Origin of the sequence: Rhodococcus ruber (genome assembly GCF_027270735.1) — a bacterium.
GTDB lineage: Bacteria > Actinomycetota > Actinomycetes > Mycobacteriales > Mycobacteriaceae > Rhodococcoides > Rhodococcoides rubrum_A.
The window spans coordinates 26,395-45,792 of the sequence record NZ_JAPWIJ010000007.1 but is presented as its reverse complement, the minus strand read 5'-3'; the positions used below and the strand labels follow the sequence as shown (position 1 = coordinate 45,792).

At 64.6% G+C, this 19,398-nt stretch carries 19 protein-coding genes; 9 read left to right on the top strand and 10 right to left on the bottom strand.

The genetic code is table 11. The features are described 5' to 3' along the window. Positions 1–56: 56 nt before the first annotated feature. Positions 57–623: a TetR/AcrR family transcriptional regulator gene (locus tag O4220_RS17285; protein WP_032377845.1), complete on the top strand. Its 567-nt coding sequence runs from the start codon at positions 57–59 to the stop codon at positions 621–623. Between the two features lie 7 nt (positions 624–630). Here the strand turns inward: O4220_RS17285 and O4220_RS17280 are convergent, their stop codons facing one another. Beyond that, the gene (locus O4220_RS17280) at positions 631–2,262 is read right to left on the bottom strand and encodes an ABC-F family ATP-binding cassette domain-containing protein (protein WP_057478701.1); all 1,632 of its coding nucleotides are present in this window, start codon (positions 2,260–2,262) and stop codon (positions 631–633) included. 155 nt (positions 2,263–2,417) lie between these two features. Between O4220_RS17280 and O4220_RS17275 the strand changes: the two genes are divergently transcribed. From O4220_RS17275 to O4220_RS17265, 3 genes are read left to right on the top strand one after another with little or no spacing between them, the layout of a single operon-like run. Then, positions 2,418–3,206, top strand: a complete 789-nt coding sequence (locus O4220_RS17275; RefSeq protein ID WP_269606433.1) for an SDR family oxidoreductase — start codon at positions 2,418–2,420, stop codon at positions 3,204–3,206. Continuing rightward, positions 3,203–4,348 (top strand): lycopene cyclase family protein, encoded by a 1,146-nt coding sequence (locus O4220_RS17270; protein ID WP_269606431.1) that lies wholly within the window; start codon positions 3,203–3,205, stop codon positions 4,346–4,348. Before O4220_RS17275 ends, O4220_RS17270 begins: the two co-directional genes overlap by 4 nt. A 51-nt stretch (positions 4,349–4,399) precedes the next feature. Next, positions 4,400–5,350: a Ku protein gene (locus O4220_RS17265; RefSeq protein ID WP_269606429.1), complete on the top strand. Its 951-nt coding sequence runs from the start codon at positions 4,400–4,402 to the stop codon at positions 5,348–5,350. Positions 5,351–5,371: 21 nt separating this feature from the next. Here O4220_RS17265 and O4220_RS17260 read toward each other — a convergent pair whose 3' ends face one another. The 7 genes from O4220_RS17260 to O4220_RS17230 are packed head-to-tail and all read right to left on the bottom strand — an operon-like array spanning position 5,372 to position 11,716. Further along, on the bottom strand, positions 5,372–5,749 hold the full coding sequence (locus O4220_RS17260) for a metal-sulfur cluster assembly factor (RefSeq protein WP_269606424.1): 378 nt from the start codon (positions 5,747–5,749) through the stop codon (positions 5,372–5,374). Next, a complete protein-coding gene (gene sufU / locus O4220_RS17255; protein ID WP_269606423.1) occupies positions 5,746–6,243 on the bottom strand; it encodes a Fe-S cluster assembly sulfur transfer protein SufU in 498 nt (165 codons plus the stop codon). The genes O4220_RS17260 and sufU overlap by 4 nt, the downstream gene beginning before the upstream one ends. Continuing rightward, positions 6,244–7,536 carry a cysteine desulfurase gene (locus O4220_RS17250; RefSeq protein ID WP_269606421.1) on the bottom strand — a complete coding sequence of 431 codons (1,293 nt, stop codon included), beginning with the start codon at positions 7,534–7,536 and terminating at the stop codon, positions 6,244–6,246. 2 nt (positions 7,537–7,538) lie between these two features. Then, entirely contained in the window at positions 7,539–8,315 is a 777-nt protein-coding gene (gene sufC, locus O4220_RS17245) for a Fe-S cluster assembly ATPase SufC (protein ID WP_032403380.1), read from the bottom strand. A 39-nt stretch (positions 8,316–8,354) separates the two neighbouring features. Further along, positions 8,355–9,545 (bottom strand): Fe-S cluster assembly protein SufD, encoded by a 1,191-nt coding sequence (gene sufD, locus O4220_RS17240; protein ID WP_269606939.1) that lies wholly within the window; start codon positions 9,543–9,545, stop codon positions 8,355–8,357. Between the two features lie 24 nt (positions 9,546–9,569). Further along, positions 9,570–11,015 carry a Fe-S cluster assembly protein SufB gene (gene sufB, locus O4220_RS17235; RefSeq protein ID WP_032377835.1) on the bottom strand — a complete coding sequence of 482 codons (1,446 nt, stop codon included), beginning with the start codon at positions 11,013–11,015 and terminating at the stop codon, positions 9,570–9,572. Beyond that, positions 11,012–11,716 carry a helix-turn-helix transcriptional regulator gene (locus tag O4220_RS17230; RefSeq protein WP_420030425.1) on the bottom strand — a complete coding sequence of 235 codons (705 nt, stop codon included), beginning with the start codon at positions 11,714–11,716 and terminating at the stop codon, positions 11,012–11,014. The genes sufB and O4220_RS17230 overlap by 4 nt, the downstream gene beginning before the upstream one ends. A 346-nt stretch (positions 11,717–12,062) precedes the next feature. Between O4220_RS17230 and mptB the strand changes: the two genes are divergently transcribed. From mptB to O4220_RS17210, 4 genes are read left to right on the top strand one after another with little or no spacing between them, the layout of a single operon-like run. Further along, on the top strand, positions 12,063–13,733 hold the full coding sequence (mptB, locus tag O4220_RS17225; RefSeq protein WP_420030424.1) for a polyprenol phosphomannose-dependent alpha 1,6 mannosyltransferase MptB: 1,671 nt from the start codon (positions 12,063–12,065) through the stop codon (positions 13,731–13,733). Beyond that, complete coding sequence (locus O4220_RS17220) at positions 13,730–14,674, top strand: ABC transporter ATP-binding protein (RefSeq protein ID WP_170944818.1); 945 nt, start codon at positions 13,730–13,732, stop codon at positions 14,672–14,674. The genes mptB and O4220_RS17220 overlap by 4 nt, the downstream gene beginning before the upstream one ends. 2 nt (positions 14,675–14,676) lie before the next feature. Further along, a complete protein-coding gene (locus O4220_RS17215; protein ID WP_420030423.1) occupies positions 14,677–15,471 on the top strand; it encodes an ABC transporter permease in 795 nt (264 codons plus the stop codon). A 55-nt stretch (positions 15,472–15,526) separates the two neighbouring features. Continuing rightward, positions 15,527–16,513: a COX15/CtaA family protein gene (locus O4220_RS17210; RefSeq protein WP_269606412.1), complete on the top strand. Its 987-nt coding sequence runs from the start codon at positions 15,527–15,529 to the stop codon at positions 16,511–16,513. A gap of 138 nt (positions 16,514–16,651) precedes the next feature. Here the strand turns inward: O4220_RS17210 and O4220_RS17205 are convergent, their stop codons facing one another. Continuing rightward, positions 16,652–17,023, bottom strand: coding sequence for a hypothetical protein (locus tag O4220_RS17205; protein ID WP_269606410.1), 372 nt, complete (start codon positions 17,021–17,023; stop codon positions 16,652–16,654). Positions 17,024–17,159: 136 nt separating this feature from the next. On the opposite strand from O4220_RS17205, the gene O4220_RS17200 reads away from it, so the two are divergent. Beyond that, positions 17,160–18,125, top strand: a complete 966-nt coding sequence (locus O4220_RS17200) for a quinone oxidoreductase family protein (RefSeq protein WP_269606408.1) — start codon at positions 17,160–17,162, stop codon at positions 18,123–18,125. A 23-nt stretch (positions 18,126–18,148) separates the two neighbouring features. Here the strand turns inward: O4220_RS17200 and O4220_RS17195 are convergent, their stop codons facing one another. Next, positions 18,149–19,156, bottom strand: coding sequence for a heme o synthase (locus O4220_RS17195; RefSeq protein ID WP_269606406.1), 1,008 nt, complete (start codon positions 19,154–19,156; stop codon positions 18,149–18,151). Between the last annotated feature and the right edge of the window lie 242 nt (positions 19,157–19,398).

The following is a 19,398-nucleotide window of genomic DNA, read 5'->3' as shown; positions in this document are numbered from 1 at the left end:
CGGGCCCATCGCCGTATCGGTACGAGCCCCTTCATCGAAAAGTAGGAGTTTCACACGTGCCCAAGGTCAGCGAAGACCACCTGGCCGCTCGCCGCAGCGAAATACTCGACGGTGCGCGTAAATGCTTCGGAGAGTTCGGCTACGAGGGCGCGACGGTGCGACGCCTCGAGGAGGCGACGGGCCTCTCGCGCGGAGCCATCTTCCACCACTTCAAGGACAAGGACGGTCTCTTCCTCGCCCTGGCGCAGGAGGATGCCCGCCGCATGGCAGAGGTCGCGGCGACGCAGGGTCTGGTTCAGGTGATGCGAGACATGCTGGCCCAGCCGGAGCAGTTCGAGTGGCTCGGAACGCGGCTCGAGATCACCCGACGACTGCGAACCGACGCCGACTTCCGAACCAGCTGGGCCGAACGGTCGGCAGAGCTCACCGACGCGACCCTGGGCCGACTGGAACGGCAGAAGACGGCAGGAAAACTGCGCGATGACGTGCCCAACGACGTCTTGGCCGATTACCTGGACCTCGTGCTGGACGGTCTGGTCGCCCGAATCGCGTCAGGGCAGGGCGGGTCCAACCTTTCGGCCATTCTGGATCTGGTCGAAGAATCGGTTCGCAGGCAGGACTGAGGCCAGGTCAGGCGAGCTGAATGAGCTCCAGGTAGTCCTGCGACCAGTGATCCTCGGTGCCGTCGGGAAGGAGAATCACGCGTTCGGGTGAGAGTGCCTCGGCGGCGCCCGGATCGTGAGTAACCAACACCACGGCACCCTTGTAGCTGCGCAGCGCGTCGAGGACTTGCTCGCGCGAGATGGGATCGAGGTTGTTGGTCGGCTCGTCGAGCAGCAGCACGTTCGCCGCCGAGGACACCAGTCCGGCGAGCGCCAGACGCGTCTTCTCACCGCCGGACAGTGTTCCTGCCGGCTGCTCGAGCTGCGGACCGGTGAACATGAAGGCACCGAGCAGTGACCGCAGTTCCTGCTCCCCGGTGTCGGGTGCCGCATGACGGATGTTCTCCCACACCGACGCCATGTCGTCGAGGGTGTCGTGCTCCTGGGCGAAGTAACCCACGCGCATGCCGTGGCCGGGTTCGATCTCGCCGGTGTCGGCCTTCTCGGTGCCTGCGAGGATCCGGAGCAGCGTCGTCTTGCCCGCACCGTTGAGCCCGAGCACCACCACTCGGCTTCCTCGGTCGATCGCCAGATCGACGCCGGCGAAGATCTCCAGCGACCCGTACATCTTGGTCAGGTTCTTGGCCATCAACGGTGTCTTGCCGCACGGAGCGGGCTCGGGAAAGCGAATGTGCGCGACCTTGTCCGATACGCGCTCCGCATCGAGGTTGGCCATCAACTTGTCTGCGCGCTTCGCCATGTTTTGTGCCGCAACGGCTTTTGTTGCCTTGGCACCCATCTTGGCGGCCTGGACGCGCAGCGCACCCGCCTTCTTCTCCGCGTTCGCGCGCTCGCGACGGCGCCGCTGCTCGTCCGTCGCGCGTGCGTCGAGGTACTTCTTCCAGTTCATGTTGTAGATGTCGGCCTCACCGCGTACGGCATCGAGGAACCACACCCTGTTCACGACATCACCGAGCAGTTCGACATCGTGACTGATCACGATGAGTCCACCCTCGTGGTTCTGCAGGAAACTGCGCAACCAGGTGATGGAATCGGCGTCGAGGTGGTTGGTGGGCTCGTCGAGCAGCAGTGTGGTGTTCGATCGTCCGCCACTGCCGTCGGACGCGGCGAACAGAATGCGAGCGAGTTCGACGCGTCGGCGCTGACCACCGGACAGGGTCCGCAGCGGTTGACCGAGAATGCGGTCGGCCAAGCCGAGGCTGTTGCAGATGCGGGCCGCTTCGCTCTCGGCTTCGTAGCCGCCGAGGGATGCGAAGCGTTCTTCGAGTTCGCCGTACTTGCGGACGGCCTTGTCGAGCAGTGCCTCGTCGGCCACCTCGGCCATCAGGGCCTGTTGCTTCTCCATACTGTGCAGGAGCGTATCCAGGCCTCGGGCCGACAGCACTCGGTCCTTGGCCAGCACGTCGAGGTCGCCTTCTTTGGGGTCCTGCGGGAGGTACCCGAGGTCGCCGGTGCGCACGACCTCGCCCGCATAGGGCTCGCCCTCGCCGGCCAGAATCCGCAGCGTGGTGGTCTTACCTGCCCCGTTGCGACCCACCAGACCGATGCGGTCGCCTGCCTGTACCCGGAGCGCGGGCCCCTCGGTGGACAGAAGGGTCCGCACACCGGCACGAACTTCCAGGTCGGTGGCGGTGATCACGCGTGAGCTCCTAGCGATTGCCGAACAAGATCGTTGCCCGTCGACCGACGAGCGAACACAGGTGCGCCGAACGACGGCACAGCAAACCGCTATTTTAGCTCAGCATTCACGTGCCACCACCCAGGAACGACGGTGACACCGGTAACGTCTGGTCGATGACCGACGCCTCCGAACCAGTCACCCAACGCAGCGCACCGATTGCCGACCTCACCGGGCGTACCGCACTCGTTACCGGCGGCAGCCGGGGCATCGGCAAGGCAATCGCCGCAGAGCTGCTCGTTCGCGGCGCGAATGTAGCCATCACCGCACGTAAGCGCGAACCTCTCGTGGCGGCAGCAGCAGAACTGGGTGATTCCGTGCTTGCACTGGACGGCAATGCAGGCGATCCGGAACATCGACGCGACGCCGTGGCGCAGACCGTGGAGACCTTCGGCTCGCTGGACATCCTCGTGAACAACACCGGTATCAATCCCGTCTACGGTTCCCTGATGGATGCCGATCTGACCGGCGTGAGCAAGATCTTCGATACGAACGTCGTCGGCACCCTCGGCTTCGTCCAGCAGGCATTTCACGCCTGGATGGGCCAGCACGGCGGCGCGATCGTCAACATCGCCAGCGTGGCAGGCATTCGATCCACCGGTGTGATCGCGGCCTACGGTGCGTCCAAAGCCGCCCTGATAAGGCTCACCGAGGAGCTGGCCTGGCAACTCGGCCCCAAGATCCGCGTCAATGCCGTGGCACCGGGCGTCGTGAAGACCAAGTTCGCCGAGGCCCTCGTCGCCAACGGCGAAGACGCGGCGGCCGCCGGCTACCCGATGAAGCGTCTCGGAAACCCGGAAGACGTGGCCGCCCTTGTCGCCTTCCTGGTCTCGGATGCGTCGTCCTGGATCACCGGCGAAACCGTGCGGGTGGACGGTGGTCTACTCGCCACCGGCGGAATGTGAACGATTTCTCGGCCGATGTCGCGGTGGTCGGTCTGGGTCCGGCAGGCCGAGCAGTCGCTCATCGCTGTTCCGCGGCGGGCCTGGACGTGCTGGCCCTCGATCCACACCCGTCGCGTACGTGGACGCCGACGTACTCGGCCTGGGCAGACGAATTGCCGTCGTGGTTACCCGAGACCGCAGTCGCCTCGACAGCGCTCGAGCCTGCGGTGTGGACCGACCGCCATCGGATCATCGATCGCACGTACTGCGTGCTGGATACATCTGCTCTGCAAGCCTCGCTGGCTCTCGACCTCGTGCGGGTGCTCGCTGGAACGGCCGTCGACGTCACCGGTTCCCGCGTGACCACGTCCGACGGCACGATCATCGACGCTGGTCACGTCGTCGATGCCCGAGGGACGTTCGATTCGCGCGACCTCGCGCAGCAGACCGCTTACGGGATCGTCGTCGAACGGCAGCGCGCCGAGCCGATCCTCGAGGGAGCCGACGCCTGGTTCATGGATTGGCGCACCGACAACGGCGCGTCGCCCGGCGAAGCGCCCAGCTTTCTTTACGCCGTGGCGCTCGATGACGATCGCGTACTGCTCGAGGAGACCTGTCTCGTCGGTCGACCAGCGCTCGGCCTGGACGTCCTCCGTACGCGATTGCACCACCGGCTGTCCCAGCGCAATCTCGAACCCACAGGGCACGAGGCTGTCGAGCGAGTCCGCTTCTCTGTCGAACCGCCGCCGCGTTCGCGAGAACACACCGGACGAGGAGGTCCTGTGCTCTTCGGATCCCGGTCCAATCTGATGCACCCTGCCACTGGGTACAGCGTTGCGGCATCGCTGGCTTCCGCGGACCATCTGGTCGAGAGGTTCCGCGGCGGCGGTCATCCGCGACGAAGCCGTGCGATGCACATCTGGACGGTCCAGAAGCTTCGCAATCTCGGCCTCCGCACCGCGCTGGGGCTGGAACCGGAGATGGTGCCCCAGTTCTTCTCCAGCTTCTTCTCGCTCCCGGTCGAACTGCAGCGCTCGTACCTCTCCGGACACGACGATGCGATCGGAACCATGACCGCAATGCTGAAGATGTTTCCTACGCTCCCGCCCTCGGCCAGGCTGGCGATCGCGCGCACGGTAGCTCGACCGCTGCACGGAGCCTGACTTTCCTGCCAACGGTCGACACGCGGGTGCTCGGTCGGCGATCATGGACAGATGCGCAGCATATGGAAGGGCTCGATCGCCTTCGGACTGGTCAATGTTCCGGTGAAGGTCTACTCGGCCACCGAGCAGCACGACATTCGGTTCCATCAAGTGCACGCGAAGGACGGCGGTCGCATCAAGTACGACCGCATCTGTCAGGAATGCGGAAAGTCGGTGCAGTTCGCCGACATCGACAAGGCCTACGACTCCCCCGACGGCGAACGCGTGATTCTCACCGACGACGACTTCGACAAACTTCCGGCAGCCGAGAAGCACGAGATTCCGGTTCTCGAGTTCGTACCGACCGAGCAGATCGATCCGATTCTCTACGACAAGAGCTACTTCCTCGAACCGGACTCTGCGTCACCGAAGGCGTACGTTCTGCTGCGGGAGACGTTGGAAGAAACCGAACGCACTGCGCTCGTTCACTTCACGCTGAGGCAGAAAACCCGGTTGGCCGCGTTGCGGGTGCGTGACGACGTGTTGGTGATTCAGACGCTGCTGTGGCCGGACGAGGTCAGGGCAGCCGAGTTCCCCTCACTCGAAGATGCGCCGTCTGCGCGTCCGCAAGAGGTGAAGATGGCCACGTCGCTGGTCGAGAGCATGTCCTCGGAGTTCGACCCCACCGAATACACCGACGACTACCAGATCGAACTCCGCAAGCTGATCGACGAGACCCTTGCCAACGGGGGCGAGAAGGTCATCCATACCGAAGCCGAGAAAGACGACGACGGTGAGGATGCCGAGGTCGTCGATCTGGTCGCAGCGCTGCAGCGCAGTGTCGAGGCGGCCGGCAAAAACGCGAAGTCGGGCTCGTCGTCGACCTCGACGTCGACTCCCGCCAAGAAGGCACCCGCCAAAAAAGCGGCCGCGAAGAAGGCACCGGCCAAGAAAACTGCGGCAAAGAAGTCTGCTCCTGCCAAGGCCACGGAGTCGAAAGCCGACGAAGCGAAAGGCGCTTGACCGAGCAAAACCGTCGTCGGGTCAGACGGTGAAGCCGAGTGCCCTGAGCTGCTCGCGGCCGTCGTCGGTGATCTTGTCCGGACCCCACGGCGGCATCCACACCCAGTTGATCTTCAGGTCGGCGGCCAGACCGCTACGAACGAGCGCGCCGCGGGCCTGATCCTCGATGACATCGGTCAGCGGGCACGCCGCCGAGGTGAGCGTCATGTCGACTGTGACGATGTCGTCGGCGTCGATCTTGATGTCGTACACCAGACCCAGGTCTACGACATTGATTCCGAGCTCGGGATCGACCACGTCGCGCATGGCTTCTTCGAGGTCTTCGAGCACCTTGATCTCGTCGGCGGTCAGTTCCACCGGCGTGGCTTCGGCCGGCGTCGTATCTGTTGCATCGGTCATGATTGCTGTCCTCCGGAAAGTGCCGACTGGGCGGTCCCGCCCGTCGTAGCTGTCGAATCTGCGTCCACTACTTGAACAACCGCATCCTTGAAAGCCATCCAACCCAGCAACGCGCATTTCACGCGAGCCGGATACTTGGCCACGCCGGCGAACGCAATGCCGTCGCCGATGACGTCCTCGTCACCCTCGACGGTACCTCTGCTGCCCACCATGTCGCTGAACGCGTCCACCGTCTTCAGCGCATCGCCCACGCTCAGACCGACGACCTGATCGGTGAGAACGGACGTCGCGGCTTGACTGATCGAGCAACCCTGGCCGTCGTACGAGACATCTGCGACGGTGCCGTCCTCGATCTGCACGCGCAGAGTGACCTCGTCGCCGCAGGTGGGGTTGACATGGTGTACCTCTGCACCGAACGGCTCGCGCAGTCCGCGGCCGTGCGGGTGTTTGTAGTGATCGAGGATCACTTCCTGATACATCTGTTCCATCCGCATCTAGAGTTCCCCTCCCCCGCCTTGGTCGGTGGTTCCGAAGAACGATTGCGCGCGGCGGATTGCCTGTGCAAGAACCTGTACTTCTTCGAGCGTGTTGTACAACGCGAACGAGGCGCGCGCTGTCGCAGCAACACCGAACCGGCGATGCAGCGGCCACGCACAGTGGTGCCCGACGCGAATGGCGACGCCCTCATCGTCCAGGATCTGTCCGAGGTCGTGCGCGTGAATGCCGTCCACCACGAACGACACCGCAGAACCACGGTCGACATTCTCTGTCGGGCCGATGACGCGAACCCCGTCGATCTTCGCGAACTCGGCGAGAGTTGCTGCGACCAAAGCCTTCTCGTGCGCAGCAATGACGTCGATGCCGATGTTTTCCAGATACCGCACAGCTGCGCCCAGTCCGACGACCTGCGAGGTCATCGGAACCCCGGCCTCGAAACGTTGCGGAGGCGCGGCGAAGGTGGTCTTCTCCATGGTGACGGTCTCGATCATCGAACCGCCGGTGATGAACGGTGGCATCGCCGCGAGGAGTGCAGCCTTGCCGTACAACACGCCGACCCCCGAGGGACCGAGCATCTTGTGACCCGAGAACGCGGCGTAGTCGACATCCAGTGTGTGGAAATCGACCTTCATGTGCGGCACCGACTGGCATGCGTCGAGGACGACGAGCGCACCGACCGCCCTGGCCCGACGCACCAATTCCTCGACCGGAGCCACAGCACCGGTCACATTGGACTGGTGCGTGAATGCGAGAACCTTGACGGCCGAGGACAATTCGAGTGAATCGAGGTCGATGCGGCCGTCGTCGGTCACGCCGTACCACCGCAGCGTTGCGCCGGTTCGAGCTGCAAGCTCCTGCCACGGAACGAGATTGGCGTGATGTTCGAGTTCGGTGACGACGATCTCGTCCCCGGGTCCGAGATGGCGATCGAAGCGTTGATCGGCCAGGACGTACGTCACGAGGTTGAGCGACTCGGTCGCGTTCTTGGTGAAGACGATCTCGTCGACGTCGGCCCCGACGAACGATGCGATGGCCGCCCTGGCTCCCTCGTACGCATCGGTGGCTTCCTCGGCCAGCTGATGCGCGCCGCGGTGCACTGCGGCATTGCACGTGGTGAGGAATTCGCGTTCGGCATCGAGTACCTGCACCGGCCGCTGCGAGGTGGCACCGGAATCCAGGTACACCAACGGCTTTCCGTCACGGACGGTGCGCGCGAGGATAGGGAAATCGCGGCGAACGGCAGCGACATCGAACGATGCCGCCACCGCTACAGCTGCCGGCGCAGCCATGCTCATGCTCCGGTGGTCGCGGCCTGGGTGTAGCCGGCGTATCCGTTGGCTTCGAGCTCGTCTGCCAGCTCCGCACCGCCGGACTTCACGATCTCACCGTTGACGAAGACGTGCACGAAATCGGGCTTGATGTAGCGCAGGATGCGGGTGTAGTGCGTGATCAGCAGTACTCCGCCGTCCTCGCGTTCCTTGTACTTGTTGACGCCCTCGGACACCACTCGCAGAGCGTCGACGTCGAGGCCGGAGTCGGTCTCGTCGAGGATCGCGATCTTGGGCTTGAGCAGTCCCAGCTGGAGAATTTCGTGCCGCTTCTTCTCGCCGCCGGAGAAGCCTTCGTTGACGTTGCGCTCGAGGAAGTTGGCCTCGATCTCGAGTTCGCTCATGGCGGTCTTGGCTTCCTTGACCCAGTGCCGCAGCTTGGGGGCCTCACCGCGCACAGCGGTGGCGGCGGTGCGCAGGAAGTTCGACATCGAGACGCCGGGCACCTCCACCGGGTACTGCATCGCCAGGAAGAGGCCGGCGCGGGCGCGCTCGTCGACGCTCATCTCGAGCACATCTTCACCATCGAGGGTGATGGTGCCGGAAGTGACGGTGTATTTCGGATGGCCGGCAATGGCGTAAGACAAGGTGGACTTGCCGGAACCGTTGGGCCCCATGATCGCGTGCGTCTCGCCGGACTTCACGGTCAGATCGACACCCTTGAGGATGTTGATCGGCTCGGCGGACGAGTCGGTGTTGGCGACGCTGACGTGCAGGTCGCGGATTTCGAGTGTGGACATCAAAGTTCCTTTGTGCAGTCGAGAGGAGTTCGGGTGGACCTACGCGCCGACGACGGCGAGTTCGGCCTCGATAGCGGCGTCGAGACGCTCGCGTACAGCGGGGACCGGAATCTTGTCGATGATTTCGTGGAAGAAGCCGCGCACGACCAGTCGCCGGGCCACCTCCTCCGAGATGCCGCGAGCACGCAGGTAGAACAGCTGCTCGTCGTCGAAGCGGCCGGTTGCACTGGCGTGCCCGGCTCCGACGATCTCGCCGGTTTCGATTTCCAGGTTCGGCACCGAGTCGGCGCGAGCGCCATCGGTGAGCACCAGGTTTCGGTTCAGCTCGTACGTCTCGGTGCCCTCGGCCTCCGCGCGGATGAGCACGTCGCCGATCCACACCGTGTGCGCATCGTGCTTGCCCGGACCGACTTCGCCTTGCAGCGCACCCTTGTACATGACGTTCGACTTGCAGTGCGGTGCCGAGTGGTCGACGAGCAGTCGCTGCTCCAGATGCTGGCCGGCGTCGGCGAAGTACACCCCGAGCAGGTTCGCGTCACCACCGGGTGCGCTGTAGCGCACGGTCGGGCTGATGCGGACCAGATCGCCGCCGAGGCTGACGTTGTAGTGCCGCAACACGGAATCGCGACCGAGCAGCGCGTGATGCGCAGCCACGTGCACGGCGTCGGACTGCCAATCCTGGATCAAGACGACGTGCAACTGCGAGCTGTCACCCAGAACGAACTCGATGTTCTCGGCGTACGTTCCGCTGCCGCGCTGATCGATCACCACGGTCGCACGAGCGAACGTGCCGAGTCGAACCTGCACATGTCCGTAGGCGATGTGGTCGACACCGGGGCCGTCGATGGTGATCTCGATGGGATCGGCCACCTCGACCTCGCTCGGCACGGAGACGATCGTCGCCTCGGTGAACGCCGAGAATGCCTGAGCGGCAATGCGATCGGCCGGTACTCCGGCCTTGCCGAGGCGCTCGTCATCGCGTCCGACAGTTTCCACGACCACCGAGTCCGACGCTCCGACGGTGACCTGGGCGGCCCCGTCTGCAACGGCGGAACCGTCGTGCAGGCCGCGAAGGCGACGCAGCGGCGTGAAGCGCCACAGCTCGTCGCGGCCCGACGGCACCTCGAACGCGTTCACGTCGTACGACGTGAACTGAGCGCCCTTGTTCGCAACGAGCTTCGACTTGTCTTCCTTGGCGGAATCGGGGTTCTCGGATGCCACGGCACCCATGACTCCGGTGAGGGGGTTGTTCACTTATCCGACCGACCCTTCCATCTGCAACTCGATGAGCCGATTGAGCTCGAGTGCGTATTCCATCGGCAGTTCGCGAGCGATCGGCTCGACGAATCCGCGGACGACCATTGCCATGGCCTCGTCCTCGGTCATGCCGCGGCTCATCAGGTAGAACAACTGATCGTCACTGACCTTCGAGACTGTGGCCTCGTGACCCATCGACACGTCGTCCTCGCGGATGTCGACGTACGGGTACGTATCGGACCGACTGATCGTGTCGACGAGCAACGCGTCGCACTTGACCGTCGAGCGAGAGCCGTGCGCGCCCTTGTTGATCTGGATCAAACCGCGGTAGGACGTCCGTCCACCCCCACGAGCGACGGACTTGCTGACGATGTTGGACGACGTGTGCGGCGCGAGGTGCAGCATCTTCGACCCGGTGTCCTGGTGCTGGTCCGGGCCGGCGAACGCGACCGAGAGAACCTCGCCCTTCGCGTATTCACCGGTCATCCACACAGCGGGGTACTTCATGGTGACCTTGGAGCCGATGTTGCCGTCGACCCACTCCATCGTCGCGCCTGCTTCTGCTTTGGCGCGCTTGGTGACCAGGTTGTAGACGTTGTTCGACCAGTTCTGAATGGTCGTGTAACGGCAACGACCACCCTTCTTCACGATGATCTCGACCACAGCGGAGTGCAGCGAATCCGACTTGTAGATCGGCGCGGTGCAGCCCTCGACGTAGTGCACGTATGCACCCTCGTCGACGATGATCAGTGTTCGCTCGAACTGACCCATGTTCTCGGTGTTGATCCGGAAGTAGGCCTGCAGCGGGATGTCGACATGGACGCCCGGCGGGATGTAGATGAACGATCCACCGGACCACACCGCGGTGTTCAGTGCGGAGAACTTGTTGTCACCTGCGGGAATGACGGTGCCGAAGTACTCGCGGAACAGCTCCGGCTGCTCCTTGAGTGCGGTATCGGTGTCGAGGAACAACACGCCCTGCGCCTCGAGATCTTCACGGATCGAGTGGTAGACGACCTCGGACTCGTACTGAGCGGCGACACCGGAGACCAGGCGCTGCTTCTCCGCCTCGGGGATGCCGAGCTTGTCGTACGTGTTCTTGATGTCCTCGGGCAGGTCTTCCCACGTCGCAGCCTGCTTCTCGCTGGAGCGCACGAAGTACTTGATGTTGTCGAAGTCGATACCGTCGAGGTTGGAACCCCAGTTGGGCATCGGCTTGCGCTCGAACGTCTTGAGAGCCTTCAGGCGTGCCTCCAGCATCCATTCGGGCTCGCTCTTCTTCTGCGAGATGTCCCGAACGACGGCCTCGGAGAGACCTCTCTTGGCGCTTTCACCGGCTACGTCCGAGTCGGCCCAGCCGTATCCGTAGGTGCCGAGCGAGGCGATGGTCTCGTCCTGAGTCAGCGGCGCGGTGGGTGTCACCTGGTCTGGTGTGACGGTCATGCGGGCTCCTTCCGGAGGCTTGGGCGTTCTCCGACACGGGGCTGCGCGTCGGAAGTCTTCTTGTCGGAACTATCGGTGTTCGAGTACCGCGTCGGTGACAGCGGTACGTGCGTCGTGCAGGCGCAATTGCCGTTGGCGATGGTCGCCAACCGCTGCACGTGTGTGCCGAGAATCTCTGCGAACGCGGACTGTTCCGCTTCGCACAGCTCCGGAAACTCCGAGGCGACGTGCGATACCGGGCAATGGTGCTGGCAGATCTGCACACCGTTGCCCACCTGACGCGTGGTGGCGGAGAACCCGGCCGCGCTGAAGGCGTCGGCGATTCGCTCTGCCGCATCCTCCACGGAGTGCGCATCGGACCCTGCGGCCGGCTCGACGTCGGCCACGATGGTGTTCACGCGTTGCCGGGCGAACGTCTCGATGGCCGCGTCCCCGCCGATCTTGCGGAGTTGCCGCATTGCGGCACCGGCGAGATCGTCGTAGGTGTGGCCGAGGCGGTTACGACCGGCTGCCGTGAGCTGAAAGTACTTGGCCGGTCGACCGCGGCCACGCTGACGCGCGCCTGCCGGGGTGGTGATACGAGCCTCGCCGGCATCGATGAGCGCATCGAGATGACGTCGCACCCCTGCCGCGCTCAATCCCAGCCGTGTACCGATGTCGGAGGCCGTGATGGGGCCCTCTTCCAGCAGTAGAGTGACCACCGCACCCCTGGTCTGTCCCTCGGGGAGCGAGGCCTGTCGAACCGACGGCGCGCCTGCGCCGGCGGTCGAGGAATCGACACTCCCCGGACGCGCGAACGTGCTTTCGGTTGTTTTCACAACACCAGTGTGACGGAATTGTTTTGCCTGGTCCACCAAGGGTGCCCTATGCCGGTCGCGATCCTCGTCCCATCTCGGTCGGGAGGACGGTGCGGGCCTCGGACATGAGCACAGCTACGCTCCCACTGTGCCATCGACCGACAGTGAGCAGAGCTCCGCTCGCTCGCGCTTCACGGGCAGAGCACGTCCGCAGACCGGTACCGGCGACTCGAGATCGGCGCTCGGACAGATTCTCGACCGGTACGTCGTGGCCCCCGCACGCCGGGTCATCGGACTGGAACCCACTCCACCGGGCGGCGTGGTGGCCACGCTGCACGGAAACGAACAAGAAGCGCCCGGGCTGAATCCGGCGGAGACGGTTCAGCTCCGCAACATTCGTCGTTTCGGGGCGGCGGGGGCACTGCTGATGACAATCGGCGCCCTCGGTGCCGGTGCGCAGCCGGTGCTGCAGAACCCCGTCGCCGGGGTTCGGTTCCTGAGCCTGCCGTCCCGCATGGCCACCCCTGCCCTGACGGTCACGATGACCGGCACCGTCATCGTGGTGATCGCCTGGCTGCTGCTGGGCAGATTCGCCCTGGGTCGGACGCGATCCGGAAACATTCCGCGGCGACTGTCCCGTTCGCAGATGGACCGCACTCTGCTGCTGTGGATTCTGCCGCTGTGCGTTGCGCCGCCGATGTTCTCGCGTGACGTCTACTCGTACCTGGCGCAGAGCGAGATCACCGCGCGCGGACTCGACCCCTATGAGGTCGGCCCTGCGACGGCCCTCGGCGTCGACAACGTGCTGACTCGTACTGTTCCCACCATCTGGCGCGATACGCCTGCACCGTACGGTCCGCTGTTCCTGTGGATGGGTCGCGGTATCACGTACTTGACCGGCGAGAATATCGTCGCAGGCATCTTTCTGCACCGCCTCCTCGCGCTTGCCGGCGTCGCGCTGATCGTCTGGGCGCTGCCGCGGCTGGCACGGCGTTGTGGCGTGGCCTCGGTGAGTGCGCTCTGGCTCGGGGCTGCCAACCCACTTCTGCTCTTTCATCTGGTGGCCGGCATCCACAACGAAGCCCTGATGATCGGGCTCATGCTCGCAGGGACCGAGTTCGCCCTGCGAGCCGTCGAACGCACGGGGTCTCTGCGCAAGACCGACATTGCATTCCTCGTCGGCGGAGCCGCCCTGATCGCCCTGTCTTCTACTGTCAAGATCCCATCGCTCATCGCGTTGGGCTTCGTGGGAATGGCACTGTCGAAGCGGTGGGGTGGCACCCTCCGATCCGTGGTGTACGTGGCTGTCCTCCTCGGCGCGATCGTCGTCACGGTCCAAGTCGCCGTCAGTCTGGGTAGCGGGCTCGGATTCGGTTGGATCAACACTCTCGGCACCGCAGGCGTCGTACGAAGCTGGATGTCGATCCCGACGATCCTCGGCCTGGGCACCGGATTCGTAGGCGTGCTGCTCGGTCTGGGTGACCACACCACCGCTGTGTTGGGACTCACTCGTCCGATCGCGGCCGTCGTGGCCGGCGTCATCGTCGTCCGCATGCTGATCGCGGTTCTGCGTGGACGATTGCATCCGGTCGGCGCGCTCGGCGTCGCTCTCGGCGCAGTCGTGCTGCTGTTTCCGGTCGTGCAACCCTGGTATCTGCTGTGGGCGGTGATTCCGCTCGCGGCCTGGGCCACGACGCCGTCGTTCCGTCGACCTGCGGTCGCTTTCTCCGCTCTGGTCAGCGTGATTCTGATGCCGAACGGCAGCGAGTACCAGCCCTTCCAGATCGTGCAGGCCGCGGTGATGACGATCCTGACCATCGCAGTGTTGTATTTGTCGACACGAAACCGTATGCCGTGGCCCACACGCACCGGACCACCGGCACGCGACCGGGGTGCCGACGAATACGCTGAGTCCTCGTGATCTCCGGGACGTCGAAAGCGGCGCAACCTGTCGTACAGCTCAGCGACGTACGCAAGTCGTACGACGGCGTCACCGCTGTCGACGGCCTCAGCCTCGATATCGGCCCCGGCGAGGTCCTGGCACTCCTCGGCCCGAACGGTGCAGGCAAGACCACCACCGTCGAGATGTGCGAAGGTTTCGTCGTCCCCGACAGTGGCTCGGTACGCGTCCTCGGACTCGATCCCATCGCAGAGTCGGCGCAGCTGAGGCCGCGTATCGGAGTCATGCTCCAGGGCGGCGGCGCGTATCCCGGTTCCAAAGCCGGTGAGATGCTCGAGCTCGTTGCGTCGTACTCGGCCGATCCACACGATCCGGCGTGGCTTCTCGACTGCCTCGGTCTGACCTCGGCTGTCCGCACCCCGTATCGGCGCCTTTCCGGCGGACAGCAGCAGCGGCTCGCGCTGGCGTGCGCCATCGTAGGGCGCCCCGAACTCGTATTTCTCGACGAACCCACAGCCGGTCTCGACGCCCAGGCCCGGCTGCTGGTGTGGGAGCTGATCGACGCATTGCGGCGCGACGGCGTGGGCGTGCTGCTCACGACGCATCTCATGGACGAGGCCGAACAGCTGGCGGATCGGTTGACGATCATCGACAACGGCCGCGTCGTCGCTTCGGGATCGCCGTCGGAACTGACCAAACAGGGTGCCGAGGGCCAACTGCGCTTCACCGCTCCCCCTGGTCTCGAACTGTCGATGCTCGACGCAGCGCTCCCCCCGGGGTACGTACCGTCGGAACCGACGCCCGGGTCCTACGTGGTGTCGGGTGTGATCGAGCCGCAGATACTGGTGATCGTCACGTCCTGGTGCGCCCAGCAGGACGTCCTGGCCACCGAGTTGCAGGTCGATCAGCGCCGTCTCGAGGACGTATTTCTCGAACTGACCGGTAGAGAATTGAGGAAGTGACGGTGCGCAGAGAAGCCCGGCTCGCCGACAACCGATTCGAGACAGGTCTGTTCGAGCCTCGTCCTCGACCGGCCTCGGCGTCGCGAATGCTGTTCGCGCAGACCCGACTCGAACTGAAGTTGCTGCTACGCAACGGCGAACAGTTGCTGCTGACGATGTTCATCCCGATCACGCTGCTGATCGGCCTCACTCTGCTGCCGTTCGGCGCACTGGGCGACGACCGAGTTGCCCAGGTGGTGCCTGCGGTGATGATGGTGGCCATCATGTCGACGGCGTTCACCGGCCAAGCCATCGCGGTCGGTTTCGACCGCCGCTACGGCGCGCTGAAACGGCTCGGTGCAACACCGCTTCCGCGCTGGGGAATCATCGGCGGCAAATCCGCTGCAGTAGTGATCGTCGTGATCCTGCAGTCGATTCTGCTCGGCTCCATCGGCGTCGCTCTCGGCTGGCGCCCGACCGCCACGGGCCTGTTGCTCGGTGCCGTGATCATCGCTCTCGGCACCGTCACTTTTGCGTCCATGGGATTGCTGCTCGGCGGCACGTTGAGGGCGGAGATCGTGCTGGCGTTGGCGAACATCGCCTGGTTCGTCATGCTCGGCATCGGCAGCGCGGTGTTCGTCGACGATCAGATTCCCCAAGGCGTGCAGAACGTTGCTCGCATCGTTCCGTCCGGAGCGCTCGGCGAGGCATTGAGCCGAGGCGTCGGATCGTCCTTCGACGTGTTCGGCGTGGTCGTACTGCTGGTGTGGGCAGCGGTGTGCAGCACTCTGGCAGTCCGCACGTTCAAGTTCACCTGATGCAGCCTCACCACCCAACGACGCTGTGTAGTTGATCGGCGTTTACCATCGTGGTGTGCTGTACAGAGCGTTCTTGCGCGTCGTCGATCTCCTTCCTCTTCCGTCGCTTCGTGTGCAGCGAATTCTGGCGTTCATCGCGATAGTGACCCAGGGCGGCATCGCCGTCACCGGTGCAGTCGTGCGAGTGACCGGTTCCGGCCTCGGGTGCCCCACCTGGCCGCAGTGCTTTCCCGGCAGCTTCACTCCGGTCGGTGTGTCCGAGGTCCCCGTGCTGCATCAGGCCGTGGAGTTCGGTAATCGGCTACTCGCGTTCGTCGTCGTCATCTCCGCTGCTGCGGTGGTACTGGCAGTCGTTCGCGCCCGTCGGCGCCGCGAGGTGCTCTTCTTCGCATGGTTGATGCCGCTCGGCACCGTCGTGCAGGCCGTGATCGGCGGGTTCACCGTATTGACGGGCCTGCTGTGGTGGACGGTAGCCATTCACCTCGTCGTCTCGATGGCGATGGTCTGGTTGGCCACGCTGCTCTACGCCAAGGTGGGCGAGAGCGACGAAGCGTCCGAGTCGACCCCCACAGTCCCGGCTGCGCTGCGTGCACTCGTCGGACTGTCCGGAGTCGCCCTGACCGGTGTGCTGATTGCGGGCACTATGGTCACCGGGGCCGGCCCCCACGCCGGCGACAAGAGCATCGAAGAGCCGGTGCCACGTCTCGGCATCGAGATCGTGACACTCGTTCACGCTCATTCCCAATTCTTGGTGGGCTACCTGGCCCTGCTGGTCGGGCTGGGATTCGCGCTGTACGCGGTGCGTGCGCCGAGCGCAGTCAAACGTCGCCTGCACGTTCTGATCGCGTTGGTGCTGGCTCAGTCTCTGATCGGATTGGTGCAGTACTTCACCGGCGTTCCGGCGGTGCTCGTCGCCTTTCACGTCGCAGGAGCGGGAGCGTGCACTGCTGCGACCGCGGCGGTCTGGGCCGCCTGCCGTGCCCGCGGCCCCGTAGACACCGCACGAACCCCGGACGTCGAGGGCATCGCGGTCGGTTCGTGAACTCGGGTCCGGCTTCGAACAGGGTGGAGGGGCAGCCGACCTCCCCCTCAGATGGCCGACTGCCCCTCCACTGACTTCGACGCACCGGATACCGAGATGGTTCCCGACGGATCGAACAACTTTCAGCGCGACTATTGCTCAGACGATTGCCTGATTGCGCGCCGTGGGGAACTTCTTCTGACGCGCCACCCAGCCGGCCATCTTCTCGTAATGGCCCGGAGCCGGGTTGACGGAGCTGACCAGCTCACGGTCCCATTCGGCCTCGGTCAGTTCGTCGAACTCGTCGACGACGGCACGGGCGACGGCATGCGTGGCAACCACCTGATCGCCGAGCACTCCGTCGGCAGCGACCATGGTGAGCCGGGTTCCGGCGCGGCCGATGGGCTGAATCACGACCTGAGCAGAATTGCCGTGATCGGCGAGAAAACTCTTCACTGCCGCCCGCGTTCCCTTGGGGACATCGTTCGACGTGTTCTTTTCGATGCCCGCACTGTCGATTTCGGTAGCCATGCGGACACGATACCGAGCCCGTTCACCGACCCCCCATCGACCCACCCAGTCGTTACTGATCGGTAACTTCGGTCGAACGCGCTCACTACGCACACCCGGGTGCCGGGGCTCGGCATGCCCGTGTAGAACGGTCTTCATGCGAGCCATTCGAATAGACAACACAGGTGGGCCCGAGGTCTTGACTGTCGTCGATCTCCCGGTACCGACACCTGGAGCTGGTCAAATCCTGGTGCGGACCGATGCCATCGGAATCAACTACATCGACACCTACTTCCGCCGCGGCCTGTACCCGCGCGCGCTGCCGTACGTTCCCGGCGACGAGGGGGCAGGGGTGATCGATCGGATCGGCTCGGACGTCTCCGACTTCGCTCCGGGAGATCGCGTCGCCTGGGCCGCAGCGCCCGGTAGCTATGCCGAGTACGTGCTCGTCGACGCCTCGTCGGCCATCGCGGTTCCCGAGGGGGTTCCGGCGGATCAGGCCGCGTCGGCGCTGTTGCAGGGCATGACGGCGCACTATCTGCTCGAGTCCACTTACCCCGCTCAGCGGGGCGACACCGTGCTCGTCCACGCCGGAGCGGGTGGCGTCGGATTGATCTTGACGCAGCTGGCGGTGGCCAAAGGCGTGAACGTGATCACGACGGTGTCGACGGACGCGAAGGCCGAACTCTCCAGACAGACCGGTGCAGCGCACGTGCTCCGGTACGACGACGACATCGCCGCACGTGTTCGCGACATCACCGGCGGCGAAGGAGTGCACGCGGTGTACGACGGCGTCGGTGCGGACACGTTCGAGGCCAGCATGGCGTCGCTACGGATCAGAGGCACGCTGGCGCTGTTCGGTGCCGCCAGCGGTCCGGTGCCGCCCATGGATCCGCAGCGTCTCAACGGTGCGGGTTCGCTGTTCCTCACCAGGCCCACGCTCGCGCATCACATACGAGACCGAGCCGAACTGGAGTGGCGGGCCGGTGACGTGTTCGCCGCGATGGCGAGTGGAGCGCTCACGGTCCGGGTGGGTGCACGCTATGCACTCGAGGATGCAGCGCAGGCCCATATCGATCTCGAGTCACGCAAGACGACCGGGTCCATCGTTCTGGTTCCCTGATCGGACTCTCGGCGGACGCTCGCTCAGGAGAAGATCTGGGCGAGCGTGTGCCACCCGAGCACCGAGTCGACAGCAAGGCCGCAGAACACCAGTGCCAGATACTCGTTGGAAAGAATGAACAACTTCAGTGGTTTGACCGGAGTTCCGGCTCGAACTCCCGCGTACAGGCGGTGAGCGACGACGAGGAACCAAGCTCCCGACGCCACGGCGACGACTGCATAGATGACGCCCGAGCCCGGTGCCAGGGCAAGTGTGGCGGCAACGGTGGCCCACGCGTAGAGCACGATGTGCTTGGTGACCTTGGTTTCCGAGGCCACTGCCGGCAACATCGGCACGTTTGCCGCCTGGTAGTCCTCCTTGTAGCGCAACATCAACGCCCAGGTGTGCGGCGGTGTCCACAGGAAGATGACCAGGAACATCACCAGCGCCTGCCAGCCGATCGTTCCGGTCACGGCGGACCAGCCGATCATCACCGGCATGCATCCGGCCGCGCCGCCCCACACCACGTTCTGTGAGGTGCGTCGCTTGAGAATCAATGTGTAAACGAAGATGTAGAAGCAGATCGTCACAACCGCGAGCACGCCGCTGAGCAGGTTTGTCGTGGCCCACAACCAGAAGAACGAAAAGACGCCGAGTACGAGCCCGAAGATCAGGGCATGCGAGACGGGCATCGCACCACGGGCGAGCGGGCGCTTCTCGGTCCGCTTCATCACCTTGTCGATATCGGCGTCGACCACCATGTTCAGGGTGTTCGCACTGGCTGCAGCCAGCATCCCACCGAAGAGCGTGGTGAGGATCAGCCATGGATCGACGTGACCGCGGTCGGCCAACAGCATCGCAGGAATGGTTGTCACCAGAAGAAGTTCGATGACGCGGGGCTTCGTCAGCGCGACGTACGCGAGGAGGAGGGCGAACGCTCGACGCGGGGCGGACGTCACCGGTGCGGCCTCCGCCGACTCACCCTGATCGTCGGCTCCGAATCCGGGGCCGCCGGCGAATCCGTGTCCGCCCGGCTGCTGCCCAATTCGCACTGCGTCTCCTTGCACGACTGTCATTCTCTGGCGCTGGGCCACTTGCTCACGCGCCACTGGCACGCGGGTTCACTCTGCACGACGACCGTGGACGCCAGCGCGCACGTTCGGTCGCCACGATTCGCAAACCTGCCAACGGATCGGACGCACGTGCACCTACTACACACGATGGTAGACGGCAGGGTTTGCACCTCCAATTCGCAGGGCACCCAAAGTGAGGAATATGTCGTCTGCGAGTAACC

Bases quoted from the DNA above. Each gene is read 5' to 3' on its own strand.
- O4220_RS17250 (WP_269606421.1), bottom strand. From the start codon at position 7,536: ATGGCTGCGCCGGCAGCTGTAGCGGTGGCGGCATCGTTCGATGTCGCT.
- sufB (WP_032377835.1), bottom strand. From the start codon at position 11,015: ATGACCGTCACACCAGACCAGGTGACACCCACCGCGCCGCTGACTCAG.
- O4220_RS17260 (WP_269606424.1), bottom strand. From the start codon at position 5,749: ATGACCGATGCAACAGATACGACGCCGGCCGAAGCCACGCCGGTGGAA.
- O4220_RS17265 (WP_269606429.1), top strand. From the start codon at position 4,400: ATGCGCAGCATATGGAAGGGCTCGATCGCCTTCGGACTGGTCAATGTT.
- O4220_RS17205 (WP_269606410.1), bottom strand. From the start codon at position 17,023: ATGGCTACCGAAATCGACAGTGCGGGCATCGAAAAGAACACGTCGAAC.
- sufU (WP_269606423.1), bottom strand. From the start codon at position 6,243: ATGCGGATGGAACAGATGTATCAGGAAGTGATCCTCGATCACTACAAA.
- sufD (WP_269606939.1), bottom strand. From the start codon at position 9,545: ATGGGTGCCGTGGCATCCGAGAACCCCGATTCCGCCAAGGAAGACAAG.
- O4220_RS17200 (WP_269606408.1), top strand. From the start codon at position 17,160: ATGCGAGCCATTCGAATAGACAACACAGGTGGGCCCGAGGTCTTGACT.
- sufC (WP_032403380.1), bottom strand. From the start codon at position 8,315: ATGTCCACACTCGAAATCCGCGACCTGCACGTCAGCGTCGCCAACACC.
- O4220_RS17275 (WP_269606433.1), top strand. From the start codon at position 2,418: ATGACCGACGCCTCCGAACCAGTCACCCAACGCAGCGCACCGATTGCC.